The organism is Pectobacterium versatile (genome assembly GCF_020166435.1).
In the GTDB taxonomy this organism is placed as follows: domain Bacteria; phylum Pseudomonadota; class Gammaproteobacteria; order Enterobacterales; family Enterobacteriaceae; genus Pectobacterium; species Pectobacterium versatile.
Genome location: NZ_JAINZP010000007.1, coordinates 162,216 through 187,146, shown reverse-complemented (window position 1 = coordinate 187,146; position 24,931 = coordinate 162,216). Strand labels below are relative to the sequence as shown.

Genomic DNA, 24,931 nt, shown 5'->3' with positions numbered 1-24,931 from the left:
TCTATGATCTACTGATTTTCGCCAAAAAACTCAATGAGATCACCCTATGCCAGTCAGTAAAGTATGTCAGATTTTTTTCTGTGATGCTTTAACTTCGACACATCAATATCGGCAAAATTCGCTTATTGATTCAACCACTGCGTTGATAAACGGTGCAACACTTTCGCTCACCAGTATCAGGCGTTAAATACCTTTCTTGACACACTTGCCAGTGCCATCGCCCCGCAAACGAAAGTCCCCCTTATCACCGACACGAGCTTCCAAAGTGAATGGTTTTGGCATATCAAATCACTGGAGTAGGACTTTATTGGCCACATCTGGGGAATAGTAAAATTTTGCCTTCATCATGACAAAGAAAACTGGCTGAACGTGAAAGACTGATGCCGTTAGCAAGGCATTGTTACAAAAAGAACATTCGAGGAATTTATAACAGTCCGCTCAGCCCAAGGACGGCAATCGGCAGCGCAATGCCCGCCACCAGTGTCTGAACCGCAATGATGCCCGCCATCAATGGCGCATCGCCCCCCAGTTGACGAGCCATAATGTAAGACGACGATGCCGTCGGCAGCGCCTGAAACAGCAGTGCGGCAATCGCCGCGGGGCCAGACAGACCAAAGAGGTGGCAGGCGACGATCGTCACCAGCGGCATCGCAATAAATTTCGCGCATGATGCAATCACTACAGGACGCAGCCAGCTGCGCGCGGCAGAGAAATCCAGCGCCGCGCCCACGCACAGCAGCCCAAGCGGCAGCGACGCCTGTCCCAATGATTTCATTACTGGTTCAATCCCCGGCGGCAACCCTAACCCGGTAATCTGCAAAGTAATGCCGATGGCACAGGCCACCACCAGCGGGTTTAGCGCCAGCAGCCGCACGATATTCTTGAATGACGGCGTCCCAGCCTTGCCGTAGCGGGCGAAGATCAAGACACAAAGAATATTGACCGTCGGCACAATTGCCGCGTTCGCGACGGCGGCAAGCGCCACACCGTGTGCACCAAATAGCCCGGCAGCGGCAGACACGCCAACGTAGTTATTAAAACGGACACCGCCCTGAAATACCGAGGTAAACGCTGCATCATCAACAGGAAAGCAGCGGCGTACTGCGACCAGCCCGACAGCGACAGCCAGTGTCGAGCACACCAGCGTCAGGATCATCGCCGCTACCGGCACGCCATCCAGACGCGCTGTCGCCAGCCCATGCAGAAATAGTGCGGGAAGCAGAAGGTAATAGCCCAGCCTTTCAGCCTGTGGCCAAAATGCCGCCGTCAGAAAAGCGTGCTGACGTAACCACGATCCCAACACGATCAGTAGCACGATAGGCAACAGCGCCAGCAGGAGCGAGACGATCATTCGCTTGCCTCCAGCGCAGTGACAATCCGTCTGCATCCTTCGACCAAAACTGCCAAATCGGTAGCGAAAGACAGACGCAGGTGACCCGGAACACCAAATGCGCTTCCAGGAACCGTCGCGACGCCCGCATCAAGCAGGCGCAATGCCAACGCATTATCGTCACGCACACCGTGAATTTTCGGCAACAGGTAAAAAGCCCCATCGGGCGTCATCACGTCGATACATGGGCTACGGCGTAACTCCGTCAACGCCGCGTCGCGACGCTGCCGATAGATTACCGCTCGTTCTGCCAACCCATCCTGCGGCCCTTCCAACGCAGCGATAGCCGCCAATTGGCTGAGCGTGCTGGTCTGCGTACAGTTCTGCGATTGTATCGATGTGATCGCCCGAACCAATTCCGCCGAGCCGCAGCCCCACCCCACGCGCCAGCCCGTCATGGCATACGCTTTGGAAACGCCATCAACCACTAGCGTACGCTCTCTCATATCCTCTGCCACCGCCGCCAGCGTGGCATAAGGCTCCGAACCAAAGCGGATGTGCGCATAGATATCGTCCGAGAGCACACGCACCTGAGGATGCTGACGAAGAATTTCCGCGAAGGCCAGCAATGTCGCTGGCTCATAAGTGGCACCCGACGGATTTCCCGGCGCATTAAGTACCAGCCAGCGTGTACGGTCACTCAGCGCTGCCGCAAGGGATGACGGCTCCAGCCGAAACCCGTTCCGCGTTTCCGTTGGCAGGATAATCGGCACGCCACCAAACATCCGCACCATGTCGGGGTAGCTTGCCCAATAGGGTGCAGGAATGATGACCTCATCCCCTGGCCGTAGCGTGGCGAGGAACGCATTGAAGATAATCTGCTTTGCACCACAGCCAACGGCAATCTGATCATCGCCATACGTTAGCCCACGATCCTGCTGCAACCGCGCCCGAATCGCCTGACGTAAGCGCGGTAGACCATTCGCCGGTGAGTAGGTCAACGGCTGTGCGAGTGCCTCATGCGCCGCACTAATCACATGCTCAGGCGCGCTGAAATCAGGCTCACCTAATGTCAGATCGATAACATCATGCCCTTCGGCTCGTCGCGCTGCGGCTCGCCGAGCCATTTGCAAAATCGGTGATAGTGGAGGGGAAATAGACTGCGAAGTGGACACCATGAGTCAGTACCTGAAAGTGAAGAAACAGGCACTACCATAGCGGGACTTCTGATGAGAAAAAAACGAGATTAAATCGACATTAACTCAATTATTTCTCATGGATGACATCGTCACCAGACTGTGTTCGAATCGCTTCCGCCAGCGCCGCAGCAAGGCGTGCCGCTGGGCGGTCTTCGCGCTCCAGCAGCACAACACGACGCTGCTGCTGAGGTTCGCCGAATGGGATACAGACCAGATTATCCAAACGGTTCTTCTCCCGCTCGGACAGTGGAATCACCGCTACGCCAAGCCCACTGGCGACCATCTGAATAATCGCGTCCTGACTGTCCAGCTCCATATCGGTTTGTACCCGCAGCCGCTGACGGCGCAGCTCGCGATCGATAGTTCGCCCAGCCCAGGCTCGACGATCGAAACGAATGAAAGGACGATCTTGCAGGAGCTGTCTGGCATCCAGAGACGCTAGCGCCGGTGGGGCAACGATCCAGAATCCCTCCTGATACAGCGGCGTGCTCACCAGACCGGTTGGATAAGGTTTTACCGGCTCAGTGGTCACAGCGGCGTCCAGTTCGCCAGCATCAATGCGAATTGCCAGCTCCGCCGACATCCCCGAATTCACCAGAACACGCAGGCGTGGATGAGCGCGACGCAATGCAGCCAGCGCGGCGGGCAAAACGCCAGCCAGTGCGGTCTGGATCGCGCCAATTCGCAGGCGTCCGGCCAGTTCCCCACCCTCGCCTAACTCGGCGGCGATGCCGTCATACTGCGCAAGGATATCCCGCGCCTGCTCCACCGCACGATGTCCGGCTTCGGTGAGTACTGGGATGCGACGTGAGCGATCGAAAAGCGACACCTTGAAGTCTTCTTCCAGGCTGCGGACATGCAGGCTGACGGCAGATTGCGTCAGGCATACAGCTTCAGCCGCGCGGGCAAACGATCCATACTGAGCAATCGCGACCAACGTGCGTAAGGCTTTTAACGACATTCGATCGACTCTCCGACAGAGACAAACAGGGTAAAAAGGGGCATTTCTTGCCAAGATTTGCACAGAAAAGCCAAAGATCGCTAAACGCAGCCAACCCAAAGCAGCGTGAAGTATGACGGGTATAACAGCCCGGTAAAGTGAGAAAAGAGAAGCATAGAGGAAAAACGAGCAGGAAAATATTCACCTATGCCTCTTTCATGAGGCATAGGCTGACAGAGAATTGCCGTCTAGGCTGATTCAATCGCGATCGTTCCGAGCGCCTCGTCATAGCGTAATACCGTGCCATAGCGTGCACTCATACGCGTCAGATCGGCCGCAATTTCATGCCCGAGAGCCGCAGACACCGTAACGGGTAAGCCACGATCGAGCGGGCGTTCACGGTTCATACCCAGATCGAGAGGCAATAATGTGAACTGTAGCGCCCCGTCGGCGTAATCCAGCAGCGCGGCACAGTTTTTGGAGAAACGGGATTCAGCATTGAAGCCAATGAAATTCCCCTCCTGATCTTTTGCGCGCGCCCGGTGCAAATCGGAAGGACGCGCATCGTGCTCGTAGCCATAAGCGGCATACATTTCTGGCGCGATAATCGATTCACCCGCTTCAAACTCCATCAGCAGGCTGCCCAGATTGTAAAAAATCGGGCGTTTATTATAAATTTCCACCCCACGCAGGAAATGCGCGCCATGCCCCACCACGGCTGATGCCCCCGCATCAATGGCCCGGCGGGCAAAATCTTCGATAAATGCTGGGGGATGTGGAGCATACCAGCCATCGCCTTCCCCTTCATGCGTATGAAGGCTGACGATGGCGACATCAGAACGGTTTGCCGCATCGCGTACGCTTTTCAGAATCGCGGCGCAGTCTTCTTCATTCATAAACGTGCGAACGTGAGCCTGTTCACCGCGCTCTATCTGTATCGAACTTTCAAACAGCGAACCGAATTTAAAACGATCGGGCCCCTGATCTGCCATCACTTCAATTCGGGCACCTTCACGGTTACTGGCAGCGACGCCAAGCAGTTCAGTGATCCCCTGTAGTTGCTCGAATTCCTTGTCCGGTAATACGTAAGCTCGCCCCCAACGTAGCGGGTTAAGACCAGGGCGTGCAACCACACTGCCCCCTGCGACACTCGCGGCAAAGATTTCCGAACGGGTGCTGCTGACGGCAACGACACCGACTCGCCCTTTTGGCGTATCGAGGAACCGCGCCGCACGGGCATCATCAAGGTTACGCCCTACGCCGCAGTGAATCAGCCCGCGTTCTTCTGCTGCATCAATGGTATCAACGACGCCTTCCCAGCCAAAATCCCCCGTGTGGTTGTTGGCAAAAGAAACCAGCTTGATATTTAAATCAACAAACTCGTCCAGCGTTGCCTGCTTCACCGCCGTGATATAGCCACGACCCGCCGCAGGTGGCGTGGTGGGTTTTGGGCAACAAAATTCGGCATTGGCGAAAACCGCATCCGCCGCCGCAAGCTGATCAACGATATTTTTATCTACTCGCGCGGCCAGATTGCGACTGGAAAACAGTAAATCCCCACAGGCAATAATTCGCATAGCATGACTCTCTTTTAGAATGATTTGTCGTTCGATGAAATGCCTCGAATGGCAGGCTAAGATTGGCGAATAAGGGCAAAAGCCCGTTCCAGATCGGCCAACAGATCGTCCACACTCTCTAATCCCGCATGAATACGCAGCAACGTCCCAGGATGCGCATCAGGGTGAACAGATCGGACGGGGTTCAGCGGTAGGATTAGGCTTTCGTAGCCTCCCCAGGAACCGCCAATGCCAAACAAGGTGAGCGCTTCAACAAACGCAGTGCGTTTGTGGCTTAACGCAGGGTGGAGCGCAAACGCAAAGAGCCCCGATGCCCCCGTGAAATCACGTTTCCACAGGGCATGTCCCGGATCGCCGGGTAACGCAGGGTGAATGACGCGGGCAACTTCTGGCTGGCGGGCAATAAATTCGGCAAGCCGAAGCCCCGTTTGATAATGGCGTTCCAAGCGGACATGCAACGTGCGCAAACCGCGCTGCGCCAGATAACAATCGTCAGGGCTGGCAAGCAAACCCAGCTCATGCGTGGTCGCTTTCAGACGTTGGTAGGTCGCTTCGGTGGTGGTCACAATCCCCATCATGACATCAGAATGGCCGACAATGTATTTTGTCGCCGCCTGCACAGAGATATCTACGCCTTTAGTAAAGGGTTGAAAATACAGCGGGCTAGCCCAAGTGTTATCCATCACGACAATGGCACCATGACGATGAGCGGCCTCAGCAATGGCCGGTATATCCTGCATTTCAAACGTCATTGAACCTGGCGCTTCGGTGTATACCACACGGGTTTCAGGTCGGAATAATTTTTCAATATCCGCCCCCAGCGCCGGATCGTAAAACTCGACGTTGATACGAAATCTTTTCAACAGCGTGCCAGCAATCTGGCGCACTGGGCCATAGACACTGTCAGGCACCAGCACATGATCATCTGCCGAGGTAAACGCTAAAATGGCTGTCGCGCACGCGGACACGCCGGAGGGATAAACAAAGGATTTATAGCCACCTTCCAGCTCTGCGATGGCCTCTTGCAACGACTTCGTGGTTGGGGTGCCGTGGCGGCCGTAGAAGAGTTCTGGCTCATCGAAAGAGGTTTGCTGGCGCTGTTTACTGTCCCACTCCGCCATCGAATTGCAAATTACCGTGGATGTACGGTAGACCGGTGTATTAACCGCACCAAGAAAATCATCTGGATGGCGTCCGGCATGGATAACCTTCGTTTCAGGTTTCATGATAAATCGTGTTCTCGTTGATGGGCTGGCCCCGATTCCTCTCTTTTTACCAGTCTGCCGCAACCCATCCCTAAATCAACAACTATCTTAAATTTTGCATATACAGCAATATTACATCATATTCCGAATTGACCTTAACCTGATGTCATACGGTGAGAGACACGCCGGAACGCGCGGTCTCATCCGATTATTCAATGATAAATTTATTCGCTTCTTCACGCACCAGCACACCCAACGCATCGAGGTCTTCGGTGTGAATACGTACGGTTGGGCCAGAAACGCCAACGGCGCCAATAACGTAACCGTTGCGATCGAACAAGGGCGCAGCCGCACCGCGAATACCCAAATGAAACTCTTCATCATGCAGTGCATAACCCTGCTGTGCGATAGTCTGTAGCGCCATCTGAAAGAGACGTGGGTCGGTGATGGTGTGCTCCGTTTGCGCCTGCAATTGATCGGGCAAGGGTGCTCCCGCCAGCGCCAGAAAAATCCGGCCAATCGCGGTATACGCCAGAGGTGCCAGAGTGCCAGGACGGCTATCAACCCGCAAAGAGTAGCTGGATTCGATCGTATCCAGATATAAAACCTGCTCATCTGCCAGAATCGATAAATGTACCGCTTCTCCGGTACGGGCAGATAGGCGTTCCAGAACCGGACGAGCGCACACGCGCAGGCTTTTCTTTGGGCGCACGGTATTCGGCCTATCGGCCAATTTTGGCCCCAGCACAAAGCTGCGGCGCTCGCCAGATTGCGCATAGCCCGCCTGAGCCAGCGTTTGCAGAATACGTGACGCGCTGCTTTTATCGATTGCAAGCACATCAGCGACATCGCTAGTTCGCACCGTTTGGTTGTGCATCAGCAAATCCAGTGCCGCCAGACCTTTTGTCAGCGTCTTAAGCTCCCCTTTTACATTTTCAGTTCGAGTCGCCTCTTCAGCTATGTTCGCCACAGGCTGGACGTTGCGGGTTTTCACGTTTCCATTCTCTCCATTTAACGGGCATATACAAAAAGTTGATATATATACAACTTAATCGAATGTTGATTTTATTGACACAAAATGGCAGTTCCCCCTACATTCCCCTCTATCTGTGGGCTGCCTCGTTAGCAAAATATATCAGAGGCTCTTATCTTAACTAAGGTAAATTGATCATATGTCAAAAACAACGCTGAGTTCTCTGATGACCTTGAGTGGTGTTGCGCTTACCGCATCATTCATTCCCACGATTGCCCACGCTGACGTACTGGAAAAAATCGCCGATCGCGGTGTAATTTCAGTCTGTACTAACGTCAACAACCCGCCACTGGCCTTTCTCGAGTCATCGGGGGAAACCAAAGGCCTGCACATCGATCTGCTGAACGACTTTACTCAACGCCTGTCCACGCAACTGGGTAAAACGGTCAAAGTCGATCTGGTGCCTGTTCTGCCCGCAAACCGCGTGCAATTCTTGCAACAGGGCAAATGCGACATCCTGTTTACCTCACTGACGGTTAGCGAAGAGCGTAAGAAACTGGTTCAGTTTGTCGAACCTTACTATTACGCCGCAGGCCCAGCGCTGCTGACGAAAAAAGGCGTGACTTTCTCGAACTGGGAAGAGGTGAAAGGCAAAGCGATTTGTAGCAATCAGGGATCGAGCTGGAACGTCCCGTTAGAACAGAAGTTTGGCGCGAACATCGTTGCTTTCCAGACTCAGCAGGAAGTCGATCAGTCCTTACGTGACGGTCGCTGTGCCGCGCTGGTATCCGATGACAGTTATCTTCAGGCTCGTTTTCTTAACGACAAAGAAGGCATCTGGAAAGATTACATCATCCAGAACCTGACGCCGTTTACCGAAGGCCCGTGGGGTCTGGCCGTTCGCTTTAACGAGCCGCAGTTTACCCACTTCATTTCCGATGTGATCAAAGACTGGAACAAGCAAGGCACCATCATTGAATTGGCCAAAAAATGGGGACTGAAACCGGCACCGTTTGCCGTAAAAGCCCACGAAGAAGCCATTAAGCTGTAACAATGATGTTATTTATCGCCGATGGGTTTAAAGCACTCTACGAGCAAACGGGCTGGAACTTTTCGGTGTTTTACAACGCATGGGAAGCCCGTAAATACTTTACGGGGCTTACCCTTGCCGTTGAGCTGGCAGTCTGGTCGCTCCTCGGCTCAATGCTCATTGGCTTTCTGTGCGTGTTTGCCAGACAGTCCAGCCTGCAGCCTTTGCGCTGGCTGGTCACTGCCTATGTCGAACTATTTAGGAATACACCGGGGCTCGCCCAGCTCTACTTTTTATTCTTTGGTATCGGCTCCTACTTCCATCTTTCCACCTACGGACAAAACGGCGAACTGCCGCTGGTCTCGCCGTTTCAATTCGTAGTTATCGCCCTGTCATTGCAATACGGCGCCTTTGTCGCAGAGATCCTGCGGGCAGGTATTGAAGCCGTGCCGAGAACGACCGTCGAAGCGGCAGAATCCCTCGGTTACAACCGCACCCGCGCCATGGTTCATATCATTTTGCCGCTGGCCTTTCGCACCAGCCTGCCGGCGCTGGGTAATAACATGGCTCAGATAGTCAAAAGCACCGCGCTTGCCTATGCCATCGCGGTGCCTGAAGCCCTGTATGTGGCGCATGAAATCTGGACGGAACACTTTAATGTGCTCGAAATGATGAACGTGGTGCTGCTCAGCTATTTGGGATTAATGGGCATATTCACCCTGCTGGTGAAACTGCTGGAGCGTTGGCTAAAAGTACCGGGGCTAGGACGATGACGATCATAGACGCAATTTTCCCCGCAGGTAGCGCTTCCGCGGTATTACTTCCCTGGCTACCGCTGATTCTAAAAGGGTTCGGGCTCAATTTACTCATTTCGATTCTGAGTATGGCGATTGGCATGCTGGCCGGTACGCTGCTGGGCGCCGCCCAGATGGCCAATGTTGCGATTATCCGGCTGCCTGCTCGCATTCTGACCTTATTCTTTCGCAACAGCCCTTGGCTAGTCATCATGTTTTACGTGATGTTCCTGCTGCCGTTTGAGATCAAGATTGCAGGTACGTGGTTCAGCTTTCCCGACTGGGTGAAAGCCGTTGTGGCACTGGCTATCCCCGTCAGTGGCTATACCTCGGAGATTGTGCGCGGCGGGCTGAAATCCATCCCCACGACACAGTGGGAAGCCGCTGCCGCCCTCGCCTTTGGTAGCGTTCGCACCACGCTCACGATCATTTTACCGCAGGCGATACGCCAGATGGTACCGCCTACCATGAACCTCTATTGTTCAGTGGTCATGGCAACATCGTTGGCCAATGTGGTCGGCGTGCAGGAAGTCATGACAATCACCCAAACGATTCTAACCACGGAAACACGCCCCGGCCTGATTCTGCCAGCCTATGGCATTACGCTGATCCTCTTTTTTGCCTTTGTTTTTCCGATCTCGCTATTTTCACGCCGTTTAGAACGGACGTGGCAATTTGGAACCCGCTGATGACTGATACGCACACGCCACCTGCACAGGTAATCCTGACTGATGTTCATAAATCCTTTGGCAAAACAAACGTGCTGAGCGGTATTTCCTTGTCCGTCGCCCGTTCGGAAATTGTTTGCATCATCGGCCCTTCCGGCTCCGGCAAATCCACGCTGCTGCGCTGCATCAATGCGCTGGCTCCCATCAATGCAGGCTCGATCACCGTCGGTGGCATTGAGGTGAACGATCCCAAGCTGGATGCGCTGGCACTGCGACGTAAGGTAGGAATGGTTTTCCAGAGCTACAACCTCTTCCCGCATCGTACCGTCCTGGAAAACATCATGATGGCCCCTATGCAGGTGTTGAAACAGCCAGCGCGAGACGTGGAAGCGCGCGCCCGTGAGCTGTTGGCAAAAGTGCATCTGGAAGCCAAGGCCAGCGCCTATCCGGGCGAACTGTCCGGCGGGCAACAGCAGCGCGTCGCCATTGCGCGGGCGCTATGTATGAACCCGGAAGTGATGATGTTTGATGAAGTAACAGCAGCGCTAGACCCTGAAATGGTCAAAGAAGTGCTGACCACCATTCAGGATGTGGCGCGTGATGGCATGACTTGCATTTTGGTCACCCACGAAATGCGCTTTGCCCGCGAGGTTGCCGACCGTATTTACTTTACCGACAAAGGAAAAATCGTCGAAAGCAACACACCGCAGGCATTCTTTGATCATCCACAGGACCCTCGGACACAAGCCTTTCTGGACAAGGTGCTGTGAGAGTAACGGACAAAACACAATGAAGACGTCACATGCTGACGGGCTGGTGAGTACCGAATGGCTCGCCGCCCACCTGACCGACCCCGATATATTGATTTTTGACTGTACCACCCGTTTAGTTCCTGATGAAAAAACGCTATACCGCGCAGAACCGGCACGGGCTGATTTTCACGCTGGCCATATCCCCGGCGCGCAGTTTATTGATGTACAAGCCGACCTGTCTGATAACACCCACCGCTATAAATACATGCTCCCTACGCCAGAGAACTTCGCTGCTGCCATGACACGCTTTGGCGTTCGTCCCGACACTCGCGTTGTGGTTTATTCCAGCGCCGATCCGTGGTGGGCGACTCGCGTCTGGTGGCTGTTACGCGTTTTTGGCTTTGATAACGTCGCTGTGCTGGATGGCGGATTGCAAAAGTGGCGGCGCGAACACCTGCCGCTGGAAAGTGGCAAAGGTCGCCATCGTCCAGCAGGCCAGTTCATCGCTTCGCTGCGCCCGCACCTGATTGCCGAGAAAACTGAAGTGCTGGCCGCCATCGGTAACCAACACATTTGCATCCTTAGCGCACGCCAGCCCGCGCAGTTCTCCGGCGCAGAGGGGAACAATTACGGTCGTGCCGGACGCATCACTGGTAGCCATAATTTGCCTGCCGCCAGCCTGTTCGATGCCGACAGTGGAACCTATCTTCCGCTGGATCGGCTGCGTGAGGCCGCTGCCGCGCTCGATCTCGATAATAAAAAAGTCATTGCCTATTGCGGACACGGCGTGGCTGCCAGTGCCGACGTTTTTGTCCTGATGTTACTCGGCCATCCTAATGTCGCCCTTTACGATGCCTCGCTGTCCGAATGGGCAGACGCGGACGATCTCCCCATGACCGTCGGCTAATGGCCTGCAATAGCTCATGATTACCGAATAATTACTGGAGAACCGTTTTGATTTCTATCGGACTTATTGGTGCCGGGCGCATTGCCTCGGTACACGCTCAACACCTGAAAAACCACCCGTTCGCACGGCTGGTTGCTGTTACCGACCCCGTAGCGGCACGGGCAGAAGCCATTGCCGCTGAGCACGGTGCCCGTGTATTCCCTGACGCAGAAGCCATCATCGCGGCTCATGACATTGATGCCGTCATCATCGCGTCATCAACAGAGACACATTGCCCGCTAATGCTGGCGGCCGTGCGAGCAGGAAAAAAGGTGTATTGCGAAAAGCCGCTGGCCTCAACGCTGGCAGAAGCCCACAGCACGCTGATTGAATTAGGTGAACAGCAGCAGCAGGTGATGGTTGGCTTTAATCGCCGTTTCGATCGTAACCATGCCGCAATACAAACGGACATTACACAGGGGCGTCTGGGTCGAGTACAGACTGTGCAAATCACGTCACGCGGCCCTAACGGCATTCCCTCTCTGGAATATCTGCGCGTTTCCGGCGGCCTGTTTTATGACAAGATGATCCACTTTTTTGATCTGGTGCGCTGGTTAACTGGTGAAGAAGTTACGGATATCGCGGCCTTCGGTTCGGTGATTGCCGACCCGCTGTTTCTTGAAGCTAACGACGTCGATACCGCGATGGTGACACTGCGCACCGCCAGCGGGGCGCTTTGCCAAATCGATAACGCCCGTCGCGCCGTATATGGCTATGACGATCGCATTGAAGTGTTTGGTACAGGCGGGCTGGCTGAATCATCACGCATTACCGAGGGCAGCGTCATGCGTATTTTTGATGACAAAGTCCTGACGGAAGGGCTGCCGAAAGATCCCATGATCCGCATGGCACCGAGCTATGCGGCCGCGATTCAGGCTTTTACGGTATTTGTGCGCAATGCTGGTACGCCAGAAGCCATTTCCGTCCCCGGCGTTTATGATGGACTGCGCGCTCAAATGATGGCAGAAGCCGCAACGCGTGCCGCGGCAGAACGTCGCATTGTTTCTCTGGCGGAAATTGAGGCAGAAATAAGTTAAAGATATGCAGGATAAAGGAGGTCGGATTTATCATGGCCTCCACCTTGTTTTTAGTCAGCATATTGTGTTTAGCCAGCATCGGTTTTCAAGAAGATCAGCAAGTAATTACCCCCTCATAAAAAACACATTTTTCGACAAAACATACATTTTCATTATAAATGATCTGGTATTTTCCCTGGTGAGGCAAATACGTGCTTACTTTCTGATTATCATCAAAATACAATCAATGCTTATCAGATTATGCTGTTTATCATAGAGTAATATAGCCACCTAAGAACGAGTGAAATTCACTCTTGCCTAAATATATTTGATATGATAAAGAAGCATTCACATTGGAAGTATAATTTAGCGTGCTAATAATGAGGTTTTATTGTAATGAATCTACATATTACTAACACACCAGATTCGGATGAAGAAGAATTTGTAATAGCAAGCCTTTGGAAACACAATGAACAGTACGAAGCTGTTGATATTTCCCCTCTCTTTTTAAATTTCAAAGACGATGAAAACAATATTATCGCAGGGTTAATCTCCAGAACCTGGTGGGGTGCATTAGAAGTTCAATATCTTTGGGTCAGCGAGAAATATCGTAAAAGTGGACTTGGCCGCCAACTCATGCAGGTTGCTGAAAAAGAAGCATTAAAGCGTGGTTGCCATCTGGCTTATGTGGATACATTCGGATTTCAGGCGAAGGGATTTTACGAAAAATTGGGCTACAAAGAATATGGGAACCTACCGGGATATGCGCACAAGCATACTCGACATTACTTAGCTAAATTGATCCGCTGAATTAATTCCAGCCTATTAAGGAGGGCAGGATGCCATCATCACAAGCAAACATGACTGATTATATTCGTAATTTGATTATTATGATGGAATGTTTAAATGAACCATGGGGTATTAAAGATTTATCATCACGCCATGTTTACATGAATAAAGCCGCTTACCTTTATACCAATACGCCAATGCGTTTTGATATTGAAGGACGACTAGATGATGAATTTCCTGCCAGTTGGGCGGAACTTTCTGACGATTTAAAAGAACACGATAGATTAACAGAAAATAGTGAAAATAGAGTCACTGTTATCGAAACACACTATTGGTATGGAAAGAAAATACTGACGCCCTTCGTCAGTGAAAAGATCCCCATCTTTGATGAAAATAAGCTTTGCATTGGTACGATGTGGAATGCAAGGCCTCTGGATACGCGGTCTCCGCTCATCTATATAGACCAAAAGAAGCCGACCACGTTAAAAACCGAATTAACAACCAGTATTTTCACCCAATCAGAACTGGATATTATCTTCTTGATACTACAGCGCTTATCAAATAAAGAAATAGCCAGAAAAATGAACGTATCACCAAAAACAATCGAGAACAGAATATATAATATGTATCAAAAAGCAGAGGCGCATTCTTTACCTCAATTTGAGGAATTTTGTCGCCATCTTGGAATCGATGGTTATATTCCTAACTCTCTCATCGAGAAAGGCATTCAATTTATATAAGAGAACCTATCTACATGGAAAAAATAGATGACTACCCCGTCAGCCGCGTTCCGCTGAGTGTCCGGCTGCCTTTTTTAAATGTGGCATTAGTGCACATCGGCATGTTAACCGCGCTAGACCAGTTTATGTTAGGTGCGGTGCTCGGCCATTCCATGACGCTGGGCCAGGCATTTCTCGCCATCTTTATTGGCAGCGCCATTTTTGGCGTGGTGACCGTGGGGCTGGGCTATGCGGGCATGAAAGAAGGGATGTCGGGCAGCCTGCTCGCACGCTGGTGCGGCTTTGGCCGTATTGGTTCCGTCCTGATTGGGCTAGTGATCGCCGTTAGCCTCATCGGCTGGTTCGGCGTCCAGAACGCCGTATTCGCCAAAGCGCTTAACTTTGCAATGGCGGATAAGCTCGGTTTTGGCTGGTCTGCCACCCTGTCCGGCATTGCGTTGACGTTGCTGGTTGCCTTTGGTTTCAGGGCGTTACGCTTTACAGCCAAAATCGCCGTGCCGATGTTTGTCATCGTCGTCGGCTATATCTCGATCATGACGCTCTCCGGCCACAATATTGCTGAACTGATCGCCTCCGCACCTAACGGTGAAGCCATTTCCATTAGCGCTGGCGCGACGATGGTCGTAGGCGGTTGTATCGTCGCGAGTTTAATTACTCCCGATATGACGCGCTATTCCCAAAAAGGAAAACACGTTTTCTGGATGACGATGCTGTCGATTATCGTCGGGGAATTTATGGTGAATGGTCTCGCCATCATTATTGCCCGTGCGCTCAATACCGCAGACGTTGTAACGATCATGTCTCAGGCAGCGGGCGGCATCGGGCTGATTGCCGTGATATTTTCGACACTGAGGGTGAACGATATCAATCTTTATTCCTCCTCTTTGGGAATCGCCAATGCGATAGAAGGGGTCACGGGGAAGAAATTACGCTATGTCTCGATCACGCTGGTCATTGGCTTCATCGGCACACTGCTTTCGGTAGCAGGTATTCTGGACCGCTTTATTGATTTCCTGACGCTATTAGGCGTGCTGTTCCCACCGATTATCGGGGTAATGCTGGTTGATTATTATATTTTGCGCACCCACAAGACGTTGCTCGAAACCAGCCGTGCCGAAGGCCAATTACCCGACAACGCACAAACGCCGCTGATTGGCTGGCCGGCTATTATTGCCAGCATTGTCGGCGCCATCGTCGGATTAGCCTTTGAGTGGGGCGTACCGGCGTTTAATTCGCTGATCGTGGCCAGCATATTGTACTGGGCAATGAAAAGCATCCCTCACCCGCTACGCCAACCTGCATAGCGAGAAAGTCAGCCCATGGGATGAATGTCCAATGGGCTGGTTTACCACGAAGGATTATGCACGAATGGTTAGGCAGTACGGAACACTGCCACCGCTTTACTCAGCTCTTCGGTACGTTCAAATAATGATTCTGCGGCAGAAGCAGCCTCATTGACCAGCGCCGCGTTCTGCTGTGTTACCACTTCCATCTGGTTGATCGCCGTATTGATCTGCTCAATGCCAATACTTTGCTCATTGCTTGCCTCTGAGATTTCAGCAACCAGTAATGCAACACGCTGAATATCTTCAACCACAACGTGCATGGTATCGCCCGCTTCCCGCACGAAGCTACGGCCTTTCGTCACCTGATTGACGGAGTTACCGATCAGATCGTTGATCTCTTTAGCAGCGCTGGCACTGCGTTGAGCCAGACTGCGAACTTCGCCAGCCACCACGGCAAAACCACGACCCTGTTCCCCTGCCCGCGCGGCTTCCACCGCCGCGTTCAATGCCAGGATATTGGTTTGGAAAGCGATACCATCAATCACGCTGATGATATTGGTAATTTTTTCAGCAGATGTCACGATATCCTCCATGGTGGTAATGACGTTCGTCATCATTTTCCCGCCATCCACTGCACGTTTAGACGCCGTAGTTGCTAGTCCATTGGCATTTTTGGCATTAATCGCATTTTGCTTAACCGAAGAGGTCATCTGCTCCATCGACGCCGCCGTCTCCTCGAGCGAGCTAGCCTGCTGCTCTGTACGCGAAGACAAATCAATATTCCCGCTGCTGATCTGGCCCGATGCCGTGGCAATCACATCCACATTACTGTGCACGCGATCCACAATATTAGTCAGGTTCGACACCATATCTTTCATCGCCTGTTGAAGCTGCCCCATTTCATCTTTTGAAGTTACTTCAATAGGATGGGTCAGATCGCCTTCTGCAACTTTACGTGCTAACCCAACGGCGTTCTGTACTGGAACAGCAATCGACATAATTAACCGCCATCCCAGCAGGATCACAACAACGACACCGGCAAGAAATGTAACCACTACGGCTATCAATATTTTGGTGAAATCATGCTGAGAGGAAACATAAAGCTCATTACCCACCTCTGATTGAATCCGGATCAAATCATCCATCAACTTTTGAAGAGGAATATAATCATCTTTTAACGAGGCGTTAATAATACGTTCAAGCGTATTTTTATCTTTATTTTCAATCGATTTAACGGCGGCACCCAGCACATTTTCATCATAGTTTTTTCGCAATACATCGTACTCTTTTTCCAGCGTTTGCTCATCACCCGTTAAATAGGTTTTGCTATACAATAACCATTGTGCATCAGCCACTTTTCTTGCTTTTGATATATTTTCTAGTGCCTTTTTTGTTCGCTCAATGTTGGCAATATCTGCACTGGCAATTTCAAACATCACGCTACTCGTCTGGCGAGTCACATTATCAAGATACCCCAATGCGATAAGCCGATCGTTATACATCGTTTTTAAAGATTGATTTGAACTGTTTATCCCCGAAAGACCAATAATAGAAACGACTAATAATAAAACCGCCATCAGTAGCATAACTGATATAAGCCTAAATTTTATACTCATCAAAGCACCAAAAAACAACATGAAAGTAATGTTATATCGACAGGTAAAATAAAAAACTTACATTAATCAAAAAATAATATCTTTATACTGAATTACACATAAAAATCATGATTTAATCAAGATAAAATCAATGCAAAGACACAGTTATTCTTTATAGAAACCATGTGGCGCTATAAACTATCTTATCTTTATTTAATCACCATCACTGTCACATTTATTTCTCTTCCTCTACGAGACAATCCCTTTATTTATTTTTTAACAATGGCTAGTGATCACTGACTTACCCTGCCAATGATTCACAACAGAGTTTGCGTTAAGTATTGCACGCCTCACCAGAGGCCAGAAATTCAGATATGCCATCGTCTTAAAATTGTAATATAATCAATGGGTCCTTATTTGGGGCATACAAGTACTACTTAAGTAAAAATAGGCCATGATGGCCTGAGGATTGCCGTTGAATACTGGCGATGATGGGACTTTTTTCCATACATCATCAGTATGCAAAAAGGCAAAATAGCTATGGTTATCCCAATAGCTTTCGAGGGGCAGAGCCAAACGTTGTCGTATTGAACAACGTGCCTGCAACTGGAAAGATAGCGGGTATATGCTAGGAAAAGGATTTATGCCAAAGATAAAAAAATGTCTCACGCCGCTAAACTGTCTACTCGTTTTAAGTGGCGCATTAATGGTCAATACGGCAAACGCCGCTGAAGCCTGTGTCGCGGGTAACTGGCAGGTGGATAGTTCCATCACCGATATGCCTTCCGTGAAATACCAGACTGAGCACTTTGCCTTCCGCTGGAATAATAACGACGTTAACCGCAATGATGCCGTTGCCGCAGGGCAGAAACTGGAGCAAATTTGGGATAAGTTCATTAACCAAATTCAGTTCCCCGAGCCTTATTGCAAACAGACCGTGAAATATAAAGCCAATATTCACATCGACCCGACCTTTGGGCTTAGCGGCGGGATTGCAGGTGGTGGCAGCATGGGAATGTGGATCGGCCCTGCGTCACTCAAGGATAACTGGGGGCTGGCGCACGAATTTACCCATGCGCTGCAAGGGCAAACTGGCGGCTTCCAGAGTGCGGGCGATAACTACGTTGGCTGGATTTGGGAATCCCACGCGAACTGGATGACGCACCAGATGGATGAATTCCGCGGTACGTCGGCACACTGCTCAGAAATGCAGGTCAACTATTCGCATATTTATCTGGGTTCAACACGTAACCGTTACTGCAACTGGCAGTTTATGGAATATGTGAAGAACCGCTTTGGCTATGGTGCCATCAACGATATGTGGGCAAAAGCACCGAAATGGGGCGAAAGCGGTCAGTCTACCGCCGATCCGCTGTCTATTCTGCGCACCAACATGGGCTGGAGCCAGTCTGAATTCAACGATGTCTTCGGCGACTGGGCGATGCACAACGTCAACTGGGATTACATCGATCCAGACGGTTTCGACCGTGGCCGTTTTTACCGCTCAACCTATGGCAGCTATGGTGCGGTGCAACCCAACCAGAATAACGCTGACCGTTTGCTGAGAACCACCGCACTTGAGCCGGTTGTCGGTGCCAGCGCCAGCCTTCGCCGCTTCTCCGTACCGTTCGATCAGGCTCCGCAGCAGTTAGGCTATAACATCGTCAAACTTATCCCAGAAAGCGGTGCGACGAAAATCACCGTTAAATTCCGTGGCATGGTGCAGAGTAAATCGGCCATTACCCGCTTCCCTGGGTTGAAGAACGATCCGGCGACCATGCCACAGCCGAATTCCGACTGGCGCTGGGGTATTGTCGCTATCGGGTCGGACGGCGTTTCTCGCTACAGTGAATTGCAGCGCGGCGCGTCTGCCACAGTGAAAAACTTCACTATTCGTCAGGACGATCGCGGCATTTACATGGTGGTCATGGGTACACCGTCGCAAATGCAGAAGATCAAGTGGGATCAGGCTTACTATTCCCTTTACCGCTATCCGTGGATGGCTGATTTCACCGGCGTCTGGCCGGAAGGCAGCCAGCCTGGTGCGCCCAATCCAACCGCTAACGGTTCTCGTCACGCAAACGGCGGCGGCTGGGTATCGAACTCAGCCAATGTTGCCCCTTCCGCGTACGTCGGGCCTTATGCTCGCGTCATCGGCGGGACGGTGAGAGATAACGCCAGAATTGAAGATCGTGCAACGATTCTGAGCGGAACGGTGGAAGGTCGCGCTGTTGTCGGGGGCCTGACGGTGCTACAGGGTAATACCGTGGTACGCGATAACGCGCGACTGCATACGGTCTTCATGGGGCCGGGTGCGTTTGAGCGCGGTATTGTGCTGTCAGGCAATGCGCAAATGCGTGGCGATGCGGAAATTCGCGGCGCTTCTGCATCACAAGGCGTGTTCTATGGCTTTATTGATGATGAGGAAGTCAGAAGCAGCGCAGCCGGTGCTTACCTGACCGATGCCGTGCCAGAAGTGACGGCCGTTCCGGTCTATAGCACGAAGTAATATCACGACAGAAAGGGGAACTGACTCAGAACCACGTTATGTTGATTCTCAAAATAAGTCGGCCCCACAAATAAACAGGCCGCCCTATTGGCGGCCTGTTTCATACGATACATAGCACAGACTCTTAGAACAGTGCGCCGGGCGGCACGTCTTTATAGGTATTCAGGTAAGCCGCCAGCATTTTTTTAAAGAAGTTACGCACTTTTTTCACCTTGGTTTTACTTAACGTATTGTTTAACTAAGCGATGGAATGACTGTTTAGCGATGACTTGTCTTAATGGCGCAGTGCCCCGCTTTATGGGGATGAATTGTACACTCTTGTTGAGAAAAAGCACATTTTTTGTGATGCAAGTCACACAATGAAGTTCACCAATACTTCCCCTACTCCGTCCTTACCCACGATTATTTTCTTTTGTTGCGAATCATTACCATCAGTGACCAATACGCCACTGGCTATGCTATGCTCATGATGAAAGACGAAATTTTAGTCACTGTCCGTTATTAACTGAGCGCCATTTACTGTCGGTTAGCACACTTTTTCACGCGCAGTCACCACGGTTTCGCCATTGGTTATTCGCTGATGAAGGCCCATTCCTACCCCATGGAAACCTGGAAACTTAACCTCTTCTCTGCCTGGCTGGGATGTTTTTTCACCGGGCTGGCCATGAGCCAGATATTACCCTTCTTGCCGCTGTACATTGAGCAGCTTGGCGTTCACTCGCACGAGTCGCTGAGTCTGTGGTCCGGTTTGATCTTCAGTTCGTCTTTTCTCATCTCAGCCGCCGTTGCGCCACTGTGGGGAAGCCTCGCCGATCGTAAAGGGCGAAAGCTCATGCTGCTACGCGCCGCACTTGGCATGGCGATCGTGATGTCATTGCAGGGGCTGGCGACCAACGTATGGCAACTGTTCATCCTACGGTCACTCATGGGGCTGACCTCCGGGTACATTCCCAACGCGATGGCGCTGATTGCTTCACAGGTTCCGCGTGAAAAAAGCGGCTGGGCGCTAGGCATGCTATCGACTGGGCAGATTGCTGGCGTTATTCTCGGCCCCTTATTCGGCGGCTTTATGGCCGACTATATCGGGCTACGCATCGTCTTTTTCATCACCGGTGGCCTGTTGTTTATCAGCTTCCTGATTACGCTTTTCGCCATTAAAGAGAGCGTGGTTAAGGTCACCAAAGAGAATCGACTCAGCGGAAAAGCCGTCTTCGCTTCGCTGCCGTATCCGGCGCTCATCATCTGTCTGTTCATTACGACGATGATGATCCAGATGGCGAACGGCTCCATCAGCCCGATCCTGACGCTGTTCATCCGCGATTTGGCTCCCGGCACGGACAACATTGCCTTTATCAGCGGCGTGATTGCGGCCATTCCCGGCGTGTCCGCCCTGTTATCCGCACCGCGACTTGGCCGTTTAGGCGACCGGATCGGCGCACATCGTGTCCTGATCGCCGCACTGGCGATCAGCGTGCTGCTGTTTCTGGTCATGGCGATGGTACAAAGCCCCACACAGCTCGGCATACTGCGCTTTCTGCTGGGTTTTGCCGATGGCGCACTGATGCCAACCGTGCAGGCACTGCTGGTCAAATACAGCAGTCAGCAGGTAACAGGCCGCATCTTCGGCTATAACCAGTCATTCATGTATCTGGGCAACGTACTGGGGCCGCTGGTGGGTTCCGGCGTCTCCGCCCTGATGGGCTTCCGCTGGGTATTCGTCATCACCGCCTTTCTGGTGCTGTGCAACACAATCCAACTCTTTTTCGCCTTCAGGAAACCGCGCGGAAAAGGATAACGCTCCAGCTAAAAGACAATTCTCCGGCCAGTGATTCCACTGGCTATTCATTTCTCTTGATGAGCGCCCACCACATGTACCTCTCCCTTTCTCAGGGTATTCCCCCCCTTTGTTATAAATGATGTAAAAACATCAAAAAACTTATTTTTTGACAAAAAATTACCACCAACACGTATCTAAATGAAAAATTAATCACATAAATGTAAAAAAAATTAAACAAACCCTACCTATATTGGCTGCTTTGTTTCAGCGCCACGCGGATTGCCCTGTTCAGAAATGCAGACATTCGCGCCTGTAGGGAAGTGAGTAATGAGAAACTGGAACGAACCAAAGAAGCAAAAAGCCCACATCGATTTGGTTCCCATGATCGATGTGATGATGTTCCTGCTGGTCTTCTTTGTCCTGATCAGCATGAACGTTATTCCTGCGCTAGGCCTGAAAGCGCAACTCCCCGCCGCAGGCAGCGCACAGCAACTCAAGCCGCAGAAGAAAGCGATCATCACGCTTGGCGCGCAGGATCATCTTGAGCTCGACGGGCAGCCAATGGCCCTGAGCGATCTCGTGACGACGTTGCAACAGCAGCAGCAAGATCAGCAAACCACCATCATTATCAACAGCGATAAAAGCGTCGAGGTTGAGCGTCTGGTAGCCGTCATGGATACCCTGCGTCAGGGTGGGTTCTCGTCCATTTCTATCGCTACCCGGAAATTGTGACATGTATCAGCTCTATCGCTCACGCCACGCCATCAGTTGGTTGCCATTGCCGGTGTTTGCCACCTGCCTGTTCTTCGCCAGCCAACAGCCGCCGCTGAAAGTTCAGCAGCACTACGACGAAACGGTCATGGCGCTCACGCTGGCTGAACCGGAACCCATTCCCCAGCCCGAACCGCTCCCTGAGCCAGAACCGGAACCTGTGCCACAACCGGAACCCGAGCCGATTCCGGTTAATGAACCCGATCCGATTATAGAAGCGCCGCCGGTTACGCCCCCTAAGCCGGAAGTGAAGCCGAAGCCTAAACCCGAAGTTAAACCCAAGGCAGAAACCAAACCTAAACCGGCGCCCACACCCGCCAAGCCGACTACGCCACGCCCGGAAGCCCCGGCCAAGCGCCCAACACCGGCAGCCCCTTCCGCGCCGTCGGTGAATGTCGCCGCGCTGGAAAACAGCTATGCGCAGGCGCTGCGCGCGCAGCTTGAACAAACCAAACGCTACCCAACCGGGCGACAGGCATCGCTTGAGCGTCCCGAAGGCCGCGTTGAAGTCTGGCTGGAAGTCGATCGCACAGGGCGGGTCATCAATTCAGGGATCAACAGCAAAGCATCCAGCATGCTGCTGAACCGCGCGGCGCAGGCCAGCTTACAGAGTCTTAAACAGGTTCGGGCCTTCCCTGCCGATGCCTTTGCAGGACAAAGCACAAAACGCTTTTTAGCCACGTTCGATTATCAGGCGCAGTAGCGTTTCGCACCTGAGCAAGAGAGTGAATCAGCAAAAATAACGTCAACAGCATGTTGGCAGATAACCTAATGATAAAACTAGGATATTAAATGAAACCGTTCAAACTTTCTGGGGTATGTTTGTCCGTCGTCGGCGTATTACTGGCAGGCTCCGCGCTGGCAGAGGAGGCGACAGATGTCGGCACAATAAACGTACAGGGACAACCGCTCGGCGCAGGATTAATGGTTCAGGAAGACAGCGCCAAATCGCGCTCGACCGTGACAAAAGACGCGCTGGATAAAATGCCCGCCGCAGGCAACGCCATTGATAAACTAAAATACACTGCGGGCCTGAACGTCAGCAGCAACGACGCCAGCGGCTTAAGCGGCGTCAGCTATACCATGCGCGGCATGAGTGCGGATCAGGTCGGCCTGTCATCAGACGGCATTCCCGTCAATGATTCCGGCGACTACGCCGTGTACCCGAACGGCATGGGCGACCCGGAAAACCTGGAGCAGATCTTCGTTACCCAAGGTTCATCAGAAATGGATGGCCCGCACATCGGTGCCAGCGGCGGTAACATCGGGCTGGTTTCCCACCGTCCGGCGAAAGAATTTGGCGGCTTCGTTAAGCAGACGTTCGGCAGCAACAACCTCAGCAAGACCTTTGCACGTCTGGAAACCGGTCAACACAACGGCTTCAGCAGTTGGCTCTCCTACTCGTATACCGATTCCGACAAATGGCGCGGCGCAGGCTATTCCCGCGCCGATAAAGTCGAGTGGAACGGACTGTATGAACATGAAAATGGCCACAGCAGTAGCCTGATTGTGAAATACAATCAGCAAGACACTATCAACTACATGACGCTGAGCAAACGGCAGTTCGAGCAAAATGGACGCAAGATGGATTACGCCACGACGCCTATCTACAACAGCCGTGGACAAATATCCCAATACTACAAACTCAATCGCAATAACTTTGAAACACTGAATGTCACGTTCACCCAGAAGTTGCAGCTGCGCGATAATCTGGCGCTGACGTTACAGCCCTACTATTTCTCGACGAACGGCGGCAGTTTTAGCAGCGGAAGCGCCAGCGTGTTATCCGCGACGTCGGACCGCGCAGGTAACTACGATCTCAGCAACCTGACCTCCAACACTTATTATCGCCCGTCGTGGACAGAAACCTGGCGACCGGGTATCACCACCAAGCTGAAATGGGATATTAGCGACGAGCATAGTCTGGATATCGGCTACTGGTTCGAGCGTGCCCGCCAGCGTCAAACACAGCCGTTCATTCCGATTAAGAGCGACGGCACTCCAGTTAACATCTCCGGCAAACCCGGCGATGCGAATCAGGTCACCGACGCGAACGGGAACGTGGTTCAAGGCCGTAACCAATTTACCGTCACGCCAGCACATAAAATCTGGATTCAGGACACCTGGTTCTTCTCCCCAGAATGGACGTTCACCGGCGGTCTGGCCTATCAGCACGTAGAACGTGACGGGACTAACCTCGGCAGCTTGTATAACGTCGCAGAGAAAAAGAACAAGAAATACCACGAGTTCCTTCCTAGCTTTAACGCGGCTTACCGCATCAATACCGAAAATCAGGTGTTCTATAACATCACGCGCAACATGCGTACCCCGCCCAACTACGTGTTGTATAACGTTGGCGATTCCATCAATACCAAGCCTGAGCTGAGCTGGAATCAGGAACTCGGCTGGCGCTTCCAGGATGAGGACATGCTGCTGAGCGCCTCACTGTTCTTTATTCGCTTTACCGATCGCCAGATCTCCAGCCGTAACGCCGCCGGCGATTACGAAATGATCAACGCTGGGAAAGTGGAAAACAAAGGGCTAGAACTGGAGTGGAGCGGCAAACTGCCTCATAACTTCAACTACTTCGCGGCTTATACCTATACCGATACCACACAGAAAAACAATCTTGCCACCGGTGGCAGCCAGCTCCCCACCACGGGCAAGCAGGTCGCCAACGCGCCGAAAAATATGCTCAACCTCGGGCTGGGCTATGACGACGGCCTCTACTACGCCGGAGTGAATAGCCGCTACGTCGGATCGTTCTACGGTGACATGACCAATGACGAGAAGATCGGCGGACGTACCGTTTTCGATCTTAGCGCCGGTATCTATCTGCCAGTGGATAAGAAGATCGTGAAAAGCGCCACCTTACGCTTTGGCGTCAACAACCTGTTCGACAAAGAGTATCTCGACTCCGCGCGCTCAGTGAGCTTCAACTCACGATCGTATAACGGCGTATCGGCAGGCACACCGTTTTACAACGTCGGGGAAGAGCGCACCTTCAACGCCTCACTGGAAGCCACGTTCTAAT

22 protein-coding genes and 1 pseudogene are annotated in these 24,931 nt (G+C 52.0%); 15 read left to right on the top strand and 8 right to left on the bottom strand.

Going from position 1 to position 24,931, the window contains the following annotated elements:
- Positions 1 to 46 precede the first annotated feature (46 nt).
- Positions 47 to 375: pseudogene (locus tag K7X24_RS10995) on the top strand (IS4 family transposase); the annotation flags it as partial.
- Positions 376 to 424: 49 nt separating this feature from the next.
- On the opposite strand, the gene K7X24_RS10990 reads toward K7X24_RS10995, so the two are convergent.
- The 6 genes from K7X24_RS10990 to K7X24_RS10965 all read right to left on the bottom strand — a co-directional run bounded on the left by K7X24_RS10990 (position 425) and on the right by K7X24_RS10965 (position 7,245).
- The gene (locus K7X24_RS10990; protein WP_224554898.1) at positions 425 to 1,351 is read right to left on the bottom strand and encodes an AEC family transporter; all 927 of its coding nucleotides are present in this window, start codon (positions 1,349 to 1,351) and stop codon (positions 425 to 427) included.
- The gene (locus K7X24_RS10985) at positions 1,348 to 2,508 is read right to left on the bottom strand and encodes a pyridoxal phosphate-dependent aminotransferase (RefSeq protein WP_224554896.1); all 1,161 of its coding nucleotides are present in this window, start codon (positions 2,506 to 2,508) and stop codon (positions 1,348 to 1,350) included. Before K7X24_RS10985 ends, K7X24_RS10990 begins: the two co-directional genes overlap by 4 nt.
- 88 nt (positions 2,509 to 2,596) lie before the next feature.
- Positions 2,597 to 3,490, bottom strand: a complete 894-nt coding sequence (locus K7X24_RS10980) for a LysR family transcriptional regulator (RefSeq protein ID WP_040031127.1) — start codon at positions 3,488 to 3,490, stop codon at positions 2,597 to 2,599.
- Positions 3,491 to 3,717: 227 nt separating this feature from the next.
- Positions 3,718 to 5,046 carry a CapA family protein gene (locus tag K7X24_RS10975; protein ID WP_224554894.1) on the bottom strand — a complete coding sequence of 443 codons (1,329 nt, stop codon included), beginning with the start codon at positions 5,044 to 5,046 and terminating at the stop codon, positions 3,718 to 3,720.
- 56 nt (positions 5,047 to 5,102) lie between these two features.
- Positions 5,103 to 6,272: a cystathionine beta-lyase gene (gene metC, locus K7X24_RS10970; protein ID WP_224554892.1), complete on the bottom strand. Its 1,170-nt coding sequence runs from the start codon at positions 6,270 to 6,272 to the stop codon at positions 5,103 to 5,105.
- Between the two features lie 187 nt (positions 6,273 to 6,459).
- Positions 6,460 to 7,245 (bottom strand): IclR family transcriptional regulator, encoded by a 786-nt coding sequence (locus tag K7X24_RS10965; RefSeq protein WP_224554890.1) that lies wholly within the window; start codon positions 7,243 to 7,245, stop codon positions 6,460 to 6,462.
- A gap of 178 nt (positions 7,246 to 7,423) precedes the next feature.
- On the opposite strand from K7X24_RS10965, the gene K7X24_RS10960 reads away from it, so the two are divergent.
- The 9 genes from K7X24_RS10960 to K7X24_RS10920 all read left to right on the top strand — a co-directional run bounded on the left by K7X24_RS10960 (position 7,424) and on the right by K7X24_RS10920 (position 15,263).
- Entirely contained in the window at positions 7,424 to 8,275 is an 852-nt protein-coding gene (locus K7X24_RS10960; RefSeq protein WP_224554888.1) for a transporter substrate-binding domain-containing protein, read from the top strand.
- Between the two features lie 2 nt (positions 8,276 to 8,277).
- On the top strand, positions 8,278 to 9,027 hold the full coding sequence (locus tag K7X24_RS10955) for an amino acid ABC transporter permease (RefSeq protein ID WP_224554886.1): 750 nt from the start codon (positions 8,278 to 8,280) through the stop codon (positions 9,025 to 9,027).
- A complete protein-coding gene (locus K7X24_RS10950; protein WP_039507702.1) occupies positions 9,024 to 9,737 on the top strand; it encodes an amino acid ABC transporter permease in 714 nt (237 codons plus the stop codon). The genes K7X24_RS10955 and K7X24_RS10950 overlap by 4 nt, the downstream gene beginning before the upstream one ends.
- Positions 9,737 to 10,486 (top strand): amino acid ABC transporter ATP-binding protein, encoded by a 750-nt coding sequence (locus K7X24_RS10945; protein ID WP_044208070.1) that lies wholly within the window; start codon positions 9,737 to 9,739, stop codon positions 10,484 to 10,486. The genes K7X24_RS10950 and K7X24_RS10945 overlap by 1 nt, the downstream gene beginning before the upstream one ends.
- Before the next feature lie 19 nt (positions 10,487 to 10,505).
- Positions 10,506 to 11,375 carry a sulfurtransferase gene (locus tag K7X24_RS10940; protein ID WP_224554885.1) on the top strand — a complete coding sequence of 290 codons (870 nt, stop codon included), beginning with the start codon at positions 10,506 to 10,508 and terminating at the stop codon, positions 11,373 to 11,375.
- A gap of 47 nt (positions 11,376 to 11,422) precedes the next feature.
- Positions 11,423 to 12,451, top strand: coding sequence for a Gfo/Idh/MocA family oxidoreductase (locus K7X24_RS10935; protein WP_224554883.1), 1,029 nt, complete (start codon positions 11,423 to 11,425; stop codon positions 12,449 to 12,451).
- A gap of 375 nt (positions 12,452 to 12,826) precedes the next feature.
- Positions 12,827 to 13,240: a GNAT family N-acetyltransferase gene (locus tag K7X24_RS10930; RefSeq protein WP_224554881.1), complete on the top strand. Its 414-nt coding sequence runs from the start codon at positions 12,827 to 12,829 to the stop codon at positions 13,238 to 13,240.
- 29 nt (positions 13,241 to 13,269) lie between these two features.
- Complete coding sequence (locus K7X24_RS10925) at positions 13,270 to 13,959, top strand: helix-turn-helix transcriptional regulator (protein WP_224554878.1); 690 nt, start codon at positions 13,270 to 13,272, stop codon at positions 13,957 to 13,959.
- A gap of 14 nt (positions 13,960 to 13,973) precedes the next feature.
- On the top strand, positions 13,974 to 15,263 hold the full coding sequence (locus K7X24_RS10920) for a cytosine permease (RefSeq protein ID WP_224554876.1): 1,290 nt from the start codon (positions 13,974 to 13,976) through the stop codon (positions 15,261 to 15,263).
- Positions 15,264 to 15,331: 68 nt separating this feature from the next.
- On the opposite strand, the gene K7X24_RS10915 is transcribed toward K7X24_RS10920, so the two are convergent.
- Positions 15,332 to 16,861, bottom strand: coding sequence for a methyl-accepting chemotaxis protein (locus tag K7X24_RS10915; protein ID WP_198997266.1), 1,530 nt, complete (start codon positions 16,859 to 16,861; stop codon positions 15,332 to 15,334).
- Positions 16,862 to 17,483: 622 nt separating this feature from the next.
- On the opposite strand from K7X24_RS10915, the gene K7X24_RS10910 reads away from it, so the two are divergent.
- Positions 17,484 to 19,349, top strand: coding sequence for an Svx/AvrXca family virulence/avirulence protein (locus K7X24_RS10910; RefSeq protein ID WP_224554872.1), 1,866 nt, complete (start codon positions 17,484 to 17,486; stop codon positions 19,347 to 19,349).
- Positions 19,350 to 19,473: 124 nt separating this feature from the next.
- On the opposite strand, the gene azuC is transcribed toward K7X24_RS10910, so the two are convergent.
- Positions 19,474 to 19,551, bottom strand: coding sequence for a stress response protein AzuC (gene azuC, locus K7X24_RS22180; RefSeq protein WP_014914323.1), 78 nt, complete (start codon positions 19,549 to 19,551; stop codon positions 19,474 to 19,476).
- A 399-nt stretch (positions 19,552 to 19,950) separates the two neighbouring features.
- On the opposite strand from azuC, the gene K7X24_RS10900 reads away from it, so the two are divergent.
- The 4 genes from K7X24_RS10900 to K7X24_RS10885 all read left to right on the top strand — a co-directional run bounded on the left by K7X24_RS10900 (position 19,951) and on the right by K7X24_RS10885 (position 24,930).
- A complete protein-coding gene (locus tag K7X24_RS10900; protein WP_103861286.1) occupies positions 19,951 to 21,144 on the top strand; it encodes a multidrug efflux MFS transporter in 1,194 nt (397 codons plus the stop codon).
- Between the two features lie 309 nt (positions 21,145 to 21,453).
- Positions 21,454 to 21,858 carry an ExbD/TolR family protein gene (locus K7X24_RS10895; protein ID WP_224554871.1) on the top strand — a complete coding sequence of 135 codons (405 nt, stop codon included), beginning with the start codon at positions 21,454 to 21,456 and terminating at the stop codon, positions 21,856 to 21,858.
- Between the two features lies 1 nt (position 21,859).
- Positions 21,860 to 22,600: an energy transducer TonB gene (locus K7X24_RS10890; RefSeq protein ID WP_224554868.1), complete on the top strand. Its 741-nt coding sequence runs from the start codon at positions 21,860 to 21,862 to the stop codon at positions 22,598 to 22,600.
- 89 nt (positions 22,601 to 22,689) lie between these two features.
- On the top strand, positions 22,690 to 24,930 hold the full coding sequence (locus K7X24_RS10885) for a TonB-dependent receptor family protein (protein WP_224554867.1): 2,241 nt from the start codon (positions 22,690 to 22,692) through the stop codon (positions 24,928 to 24,930).
- Position 24,931: the final 1 nt, after the last annotated feature.

Excerpts from the sequence above, each read along its gene's own strand:
- K7X24_RS10885 (WP_224554867.1), top strand. The coding sequence starts at position 22,690 with ATGAAACCGTTCAAACTTTCTGGGGTATGTTTGTCCGTCGTCGGCGTA.
- K7X24_RS10950 (WP_039507702.1), top strand. The coding sequence starts at position 9,024 with ATGACGATCATAGACGCAATTTTCCCCGCAGGTAGCGCTTCCGCGGTA.
- K7X24_RS10900 (WP_103861286.1), top strand. The coding sequence starts at position 19,951 with ATGGAAACCTGGAAACTTAACCTCTTCTCTGCCTGGCTGGGATGTTTT.
- K7X24_RS10975 (WP_224554894.1), bottom strand. The coding sequence starts at position 5,046 with ATGCGAATTATTGCCTGTGGGGATTTACTGTTTTCCAGTCGCAATCTG.
- K7X24_RS10990 (WP_224554898.1), bottom strand. The coding sequence starts at position 1,351 with ATGATCGTCTCGCTCCTGCTGGCGCTGTTGCCTATCGTGCTACTGATC.
- K7X24_RS10915 (WP_198997266.1), bottom strand. The coding sequence starts at position 16,861 with ATGAGTATAAAATTTAGGCTTATATCAGTTATGCTACTGATGGCGGTT.
- K7X24_RS10985 (WP_224554896.1), bottom strand. The coding sequence starts at position 2,508 with ATGGTGTCCACTTCGCAGTCTATTTCCCCTCCACTATCACCGATTTTG.
- K7X24_RS10890 (WP_224554868.1), top strand. The coding sequence starts at position 21,860 with ATGTATCAGCTCTATCGCTCACGCCACGCCATCAGTTGGTTGCCATTG.
- K7X24_RS10925 (WP_224554878.1), top strand. The coding sequence starts at position 13,270 with ATGCCATCATCACAAGCAAACATGACTGATTATATTCGTAATTTGATT.
- K7X24_RS10960 (WP_224554888.1), top strand. The coding sequence starts at position 7,424 with ATGTCAAAAACAACGCTGAGTTCTCTGATGACCTTGAGTGGTGTTGCG.
- K7X24_RS10895 (WP_224554871.1), top strand. The coding sequence starts at position 21,454 with ATGAGAAACTGGAACGAACCAAAGAAGCAAAAAGCCCACATCGATTTG.
- K7X24_RS10910 (WP_224554872.1), top strand. The coding sequence starts at position 17,484 with ATGCCAAAGATAAAAAAATGTCTCACGCCGCTAAACTGTCTACTCGTT.
- K7X24_RS10940 (WP_224554885.1), top strand. The coding sequence starts at position 10,506 with ATGAAGACGTCACATGCTGACGGGCTGGTGAGTACCGAATGGCTCGCC.
- K7X24_RS10980 (WP_040031127.1), bottom strand. The coding sequence starts at position 3,490 with ATGTCGTTAAAAGCCTTACGCACGTTGGTCGCGATTGCTCAGTATGGA.
- K7X24_RS10930 (WP_224554881.1), top strand. The coding sequence starts at position 12,827 with ATGAATCTACATATTACTAACACACCAGATTCGGATGAAGAAGAATTT.
- K7X24_RS10945 (WP_044208070.1), top strand. The coding sequence starts at position 9,737 with ATGACTGATACGCACACGCCACCTGCACAGGTAATCCTGACTGATGTT.
- K7X24_RS10955 (WP_224554886.1), top strand. The coding sequence starts at position 8,278 with ATGATGTTATTTATCGCCGATGGGTTTAAAGCACTCTACGAGCAAACG.
- metC (WP_224554892.1), bottom strand. The coding sequence starts at position 6,272 with ATGAAACCTGAAACGAAGGTTATCCATGCCGGACGCCATCCAGATGAT.
- K7X24_RS10920 (WP_224554876.1), top strand. The coding sequence starts at position 13,974 with ATGGAAAAAATAGATGACTACCCCGTCAGCCGCGTTCCGCTGAGTGTC.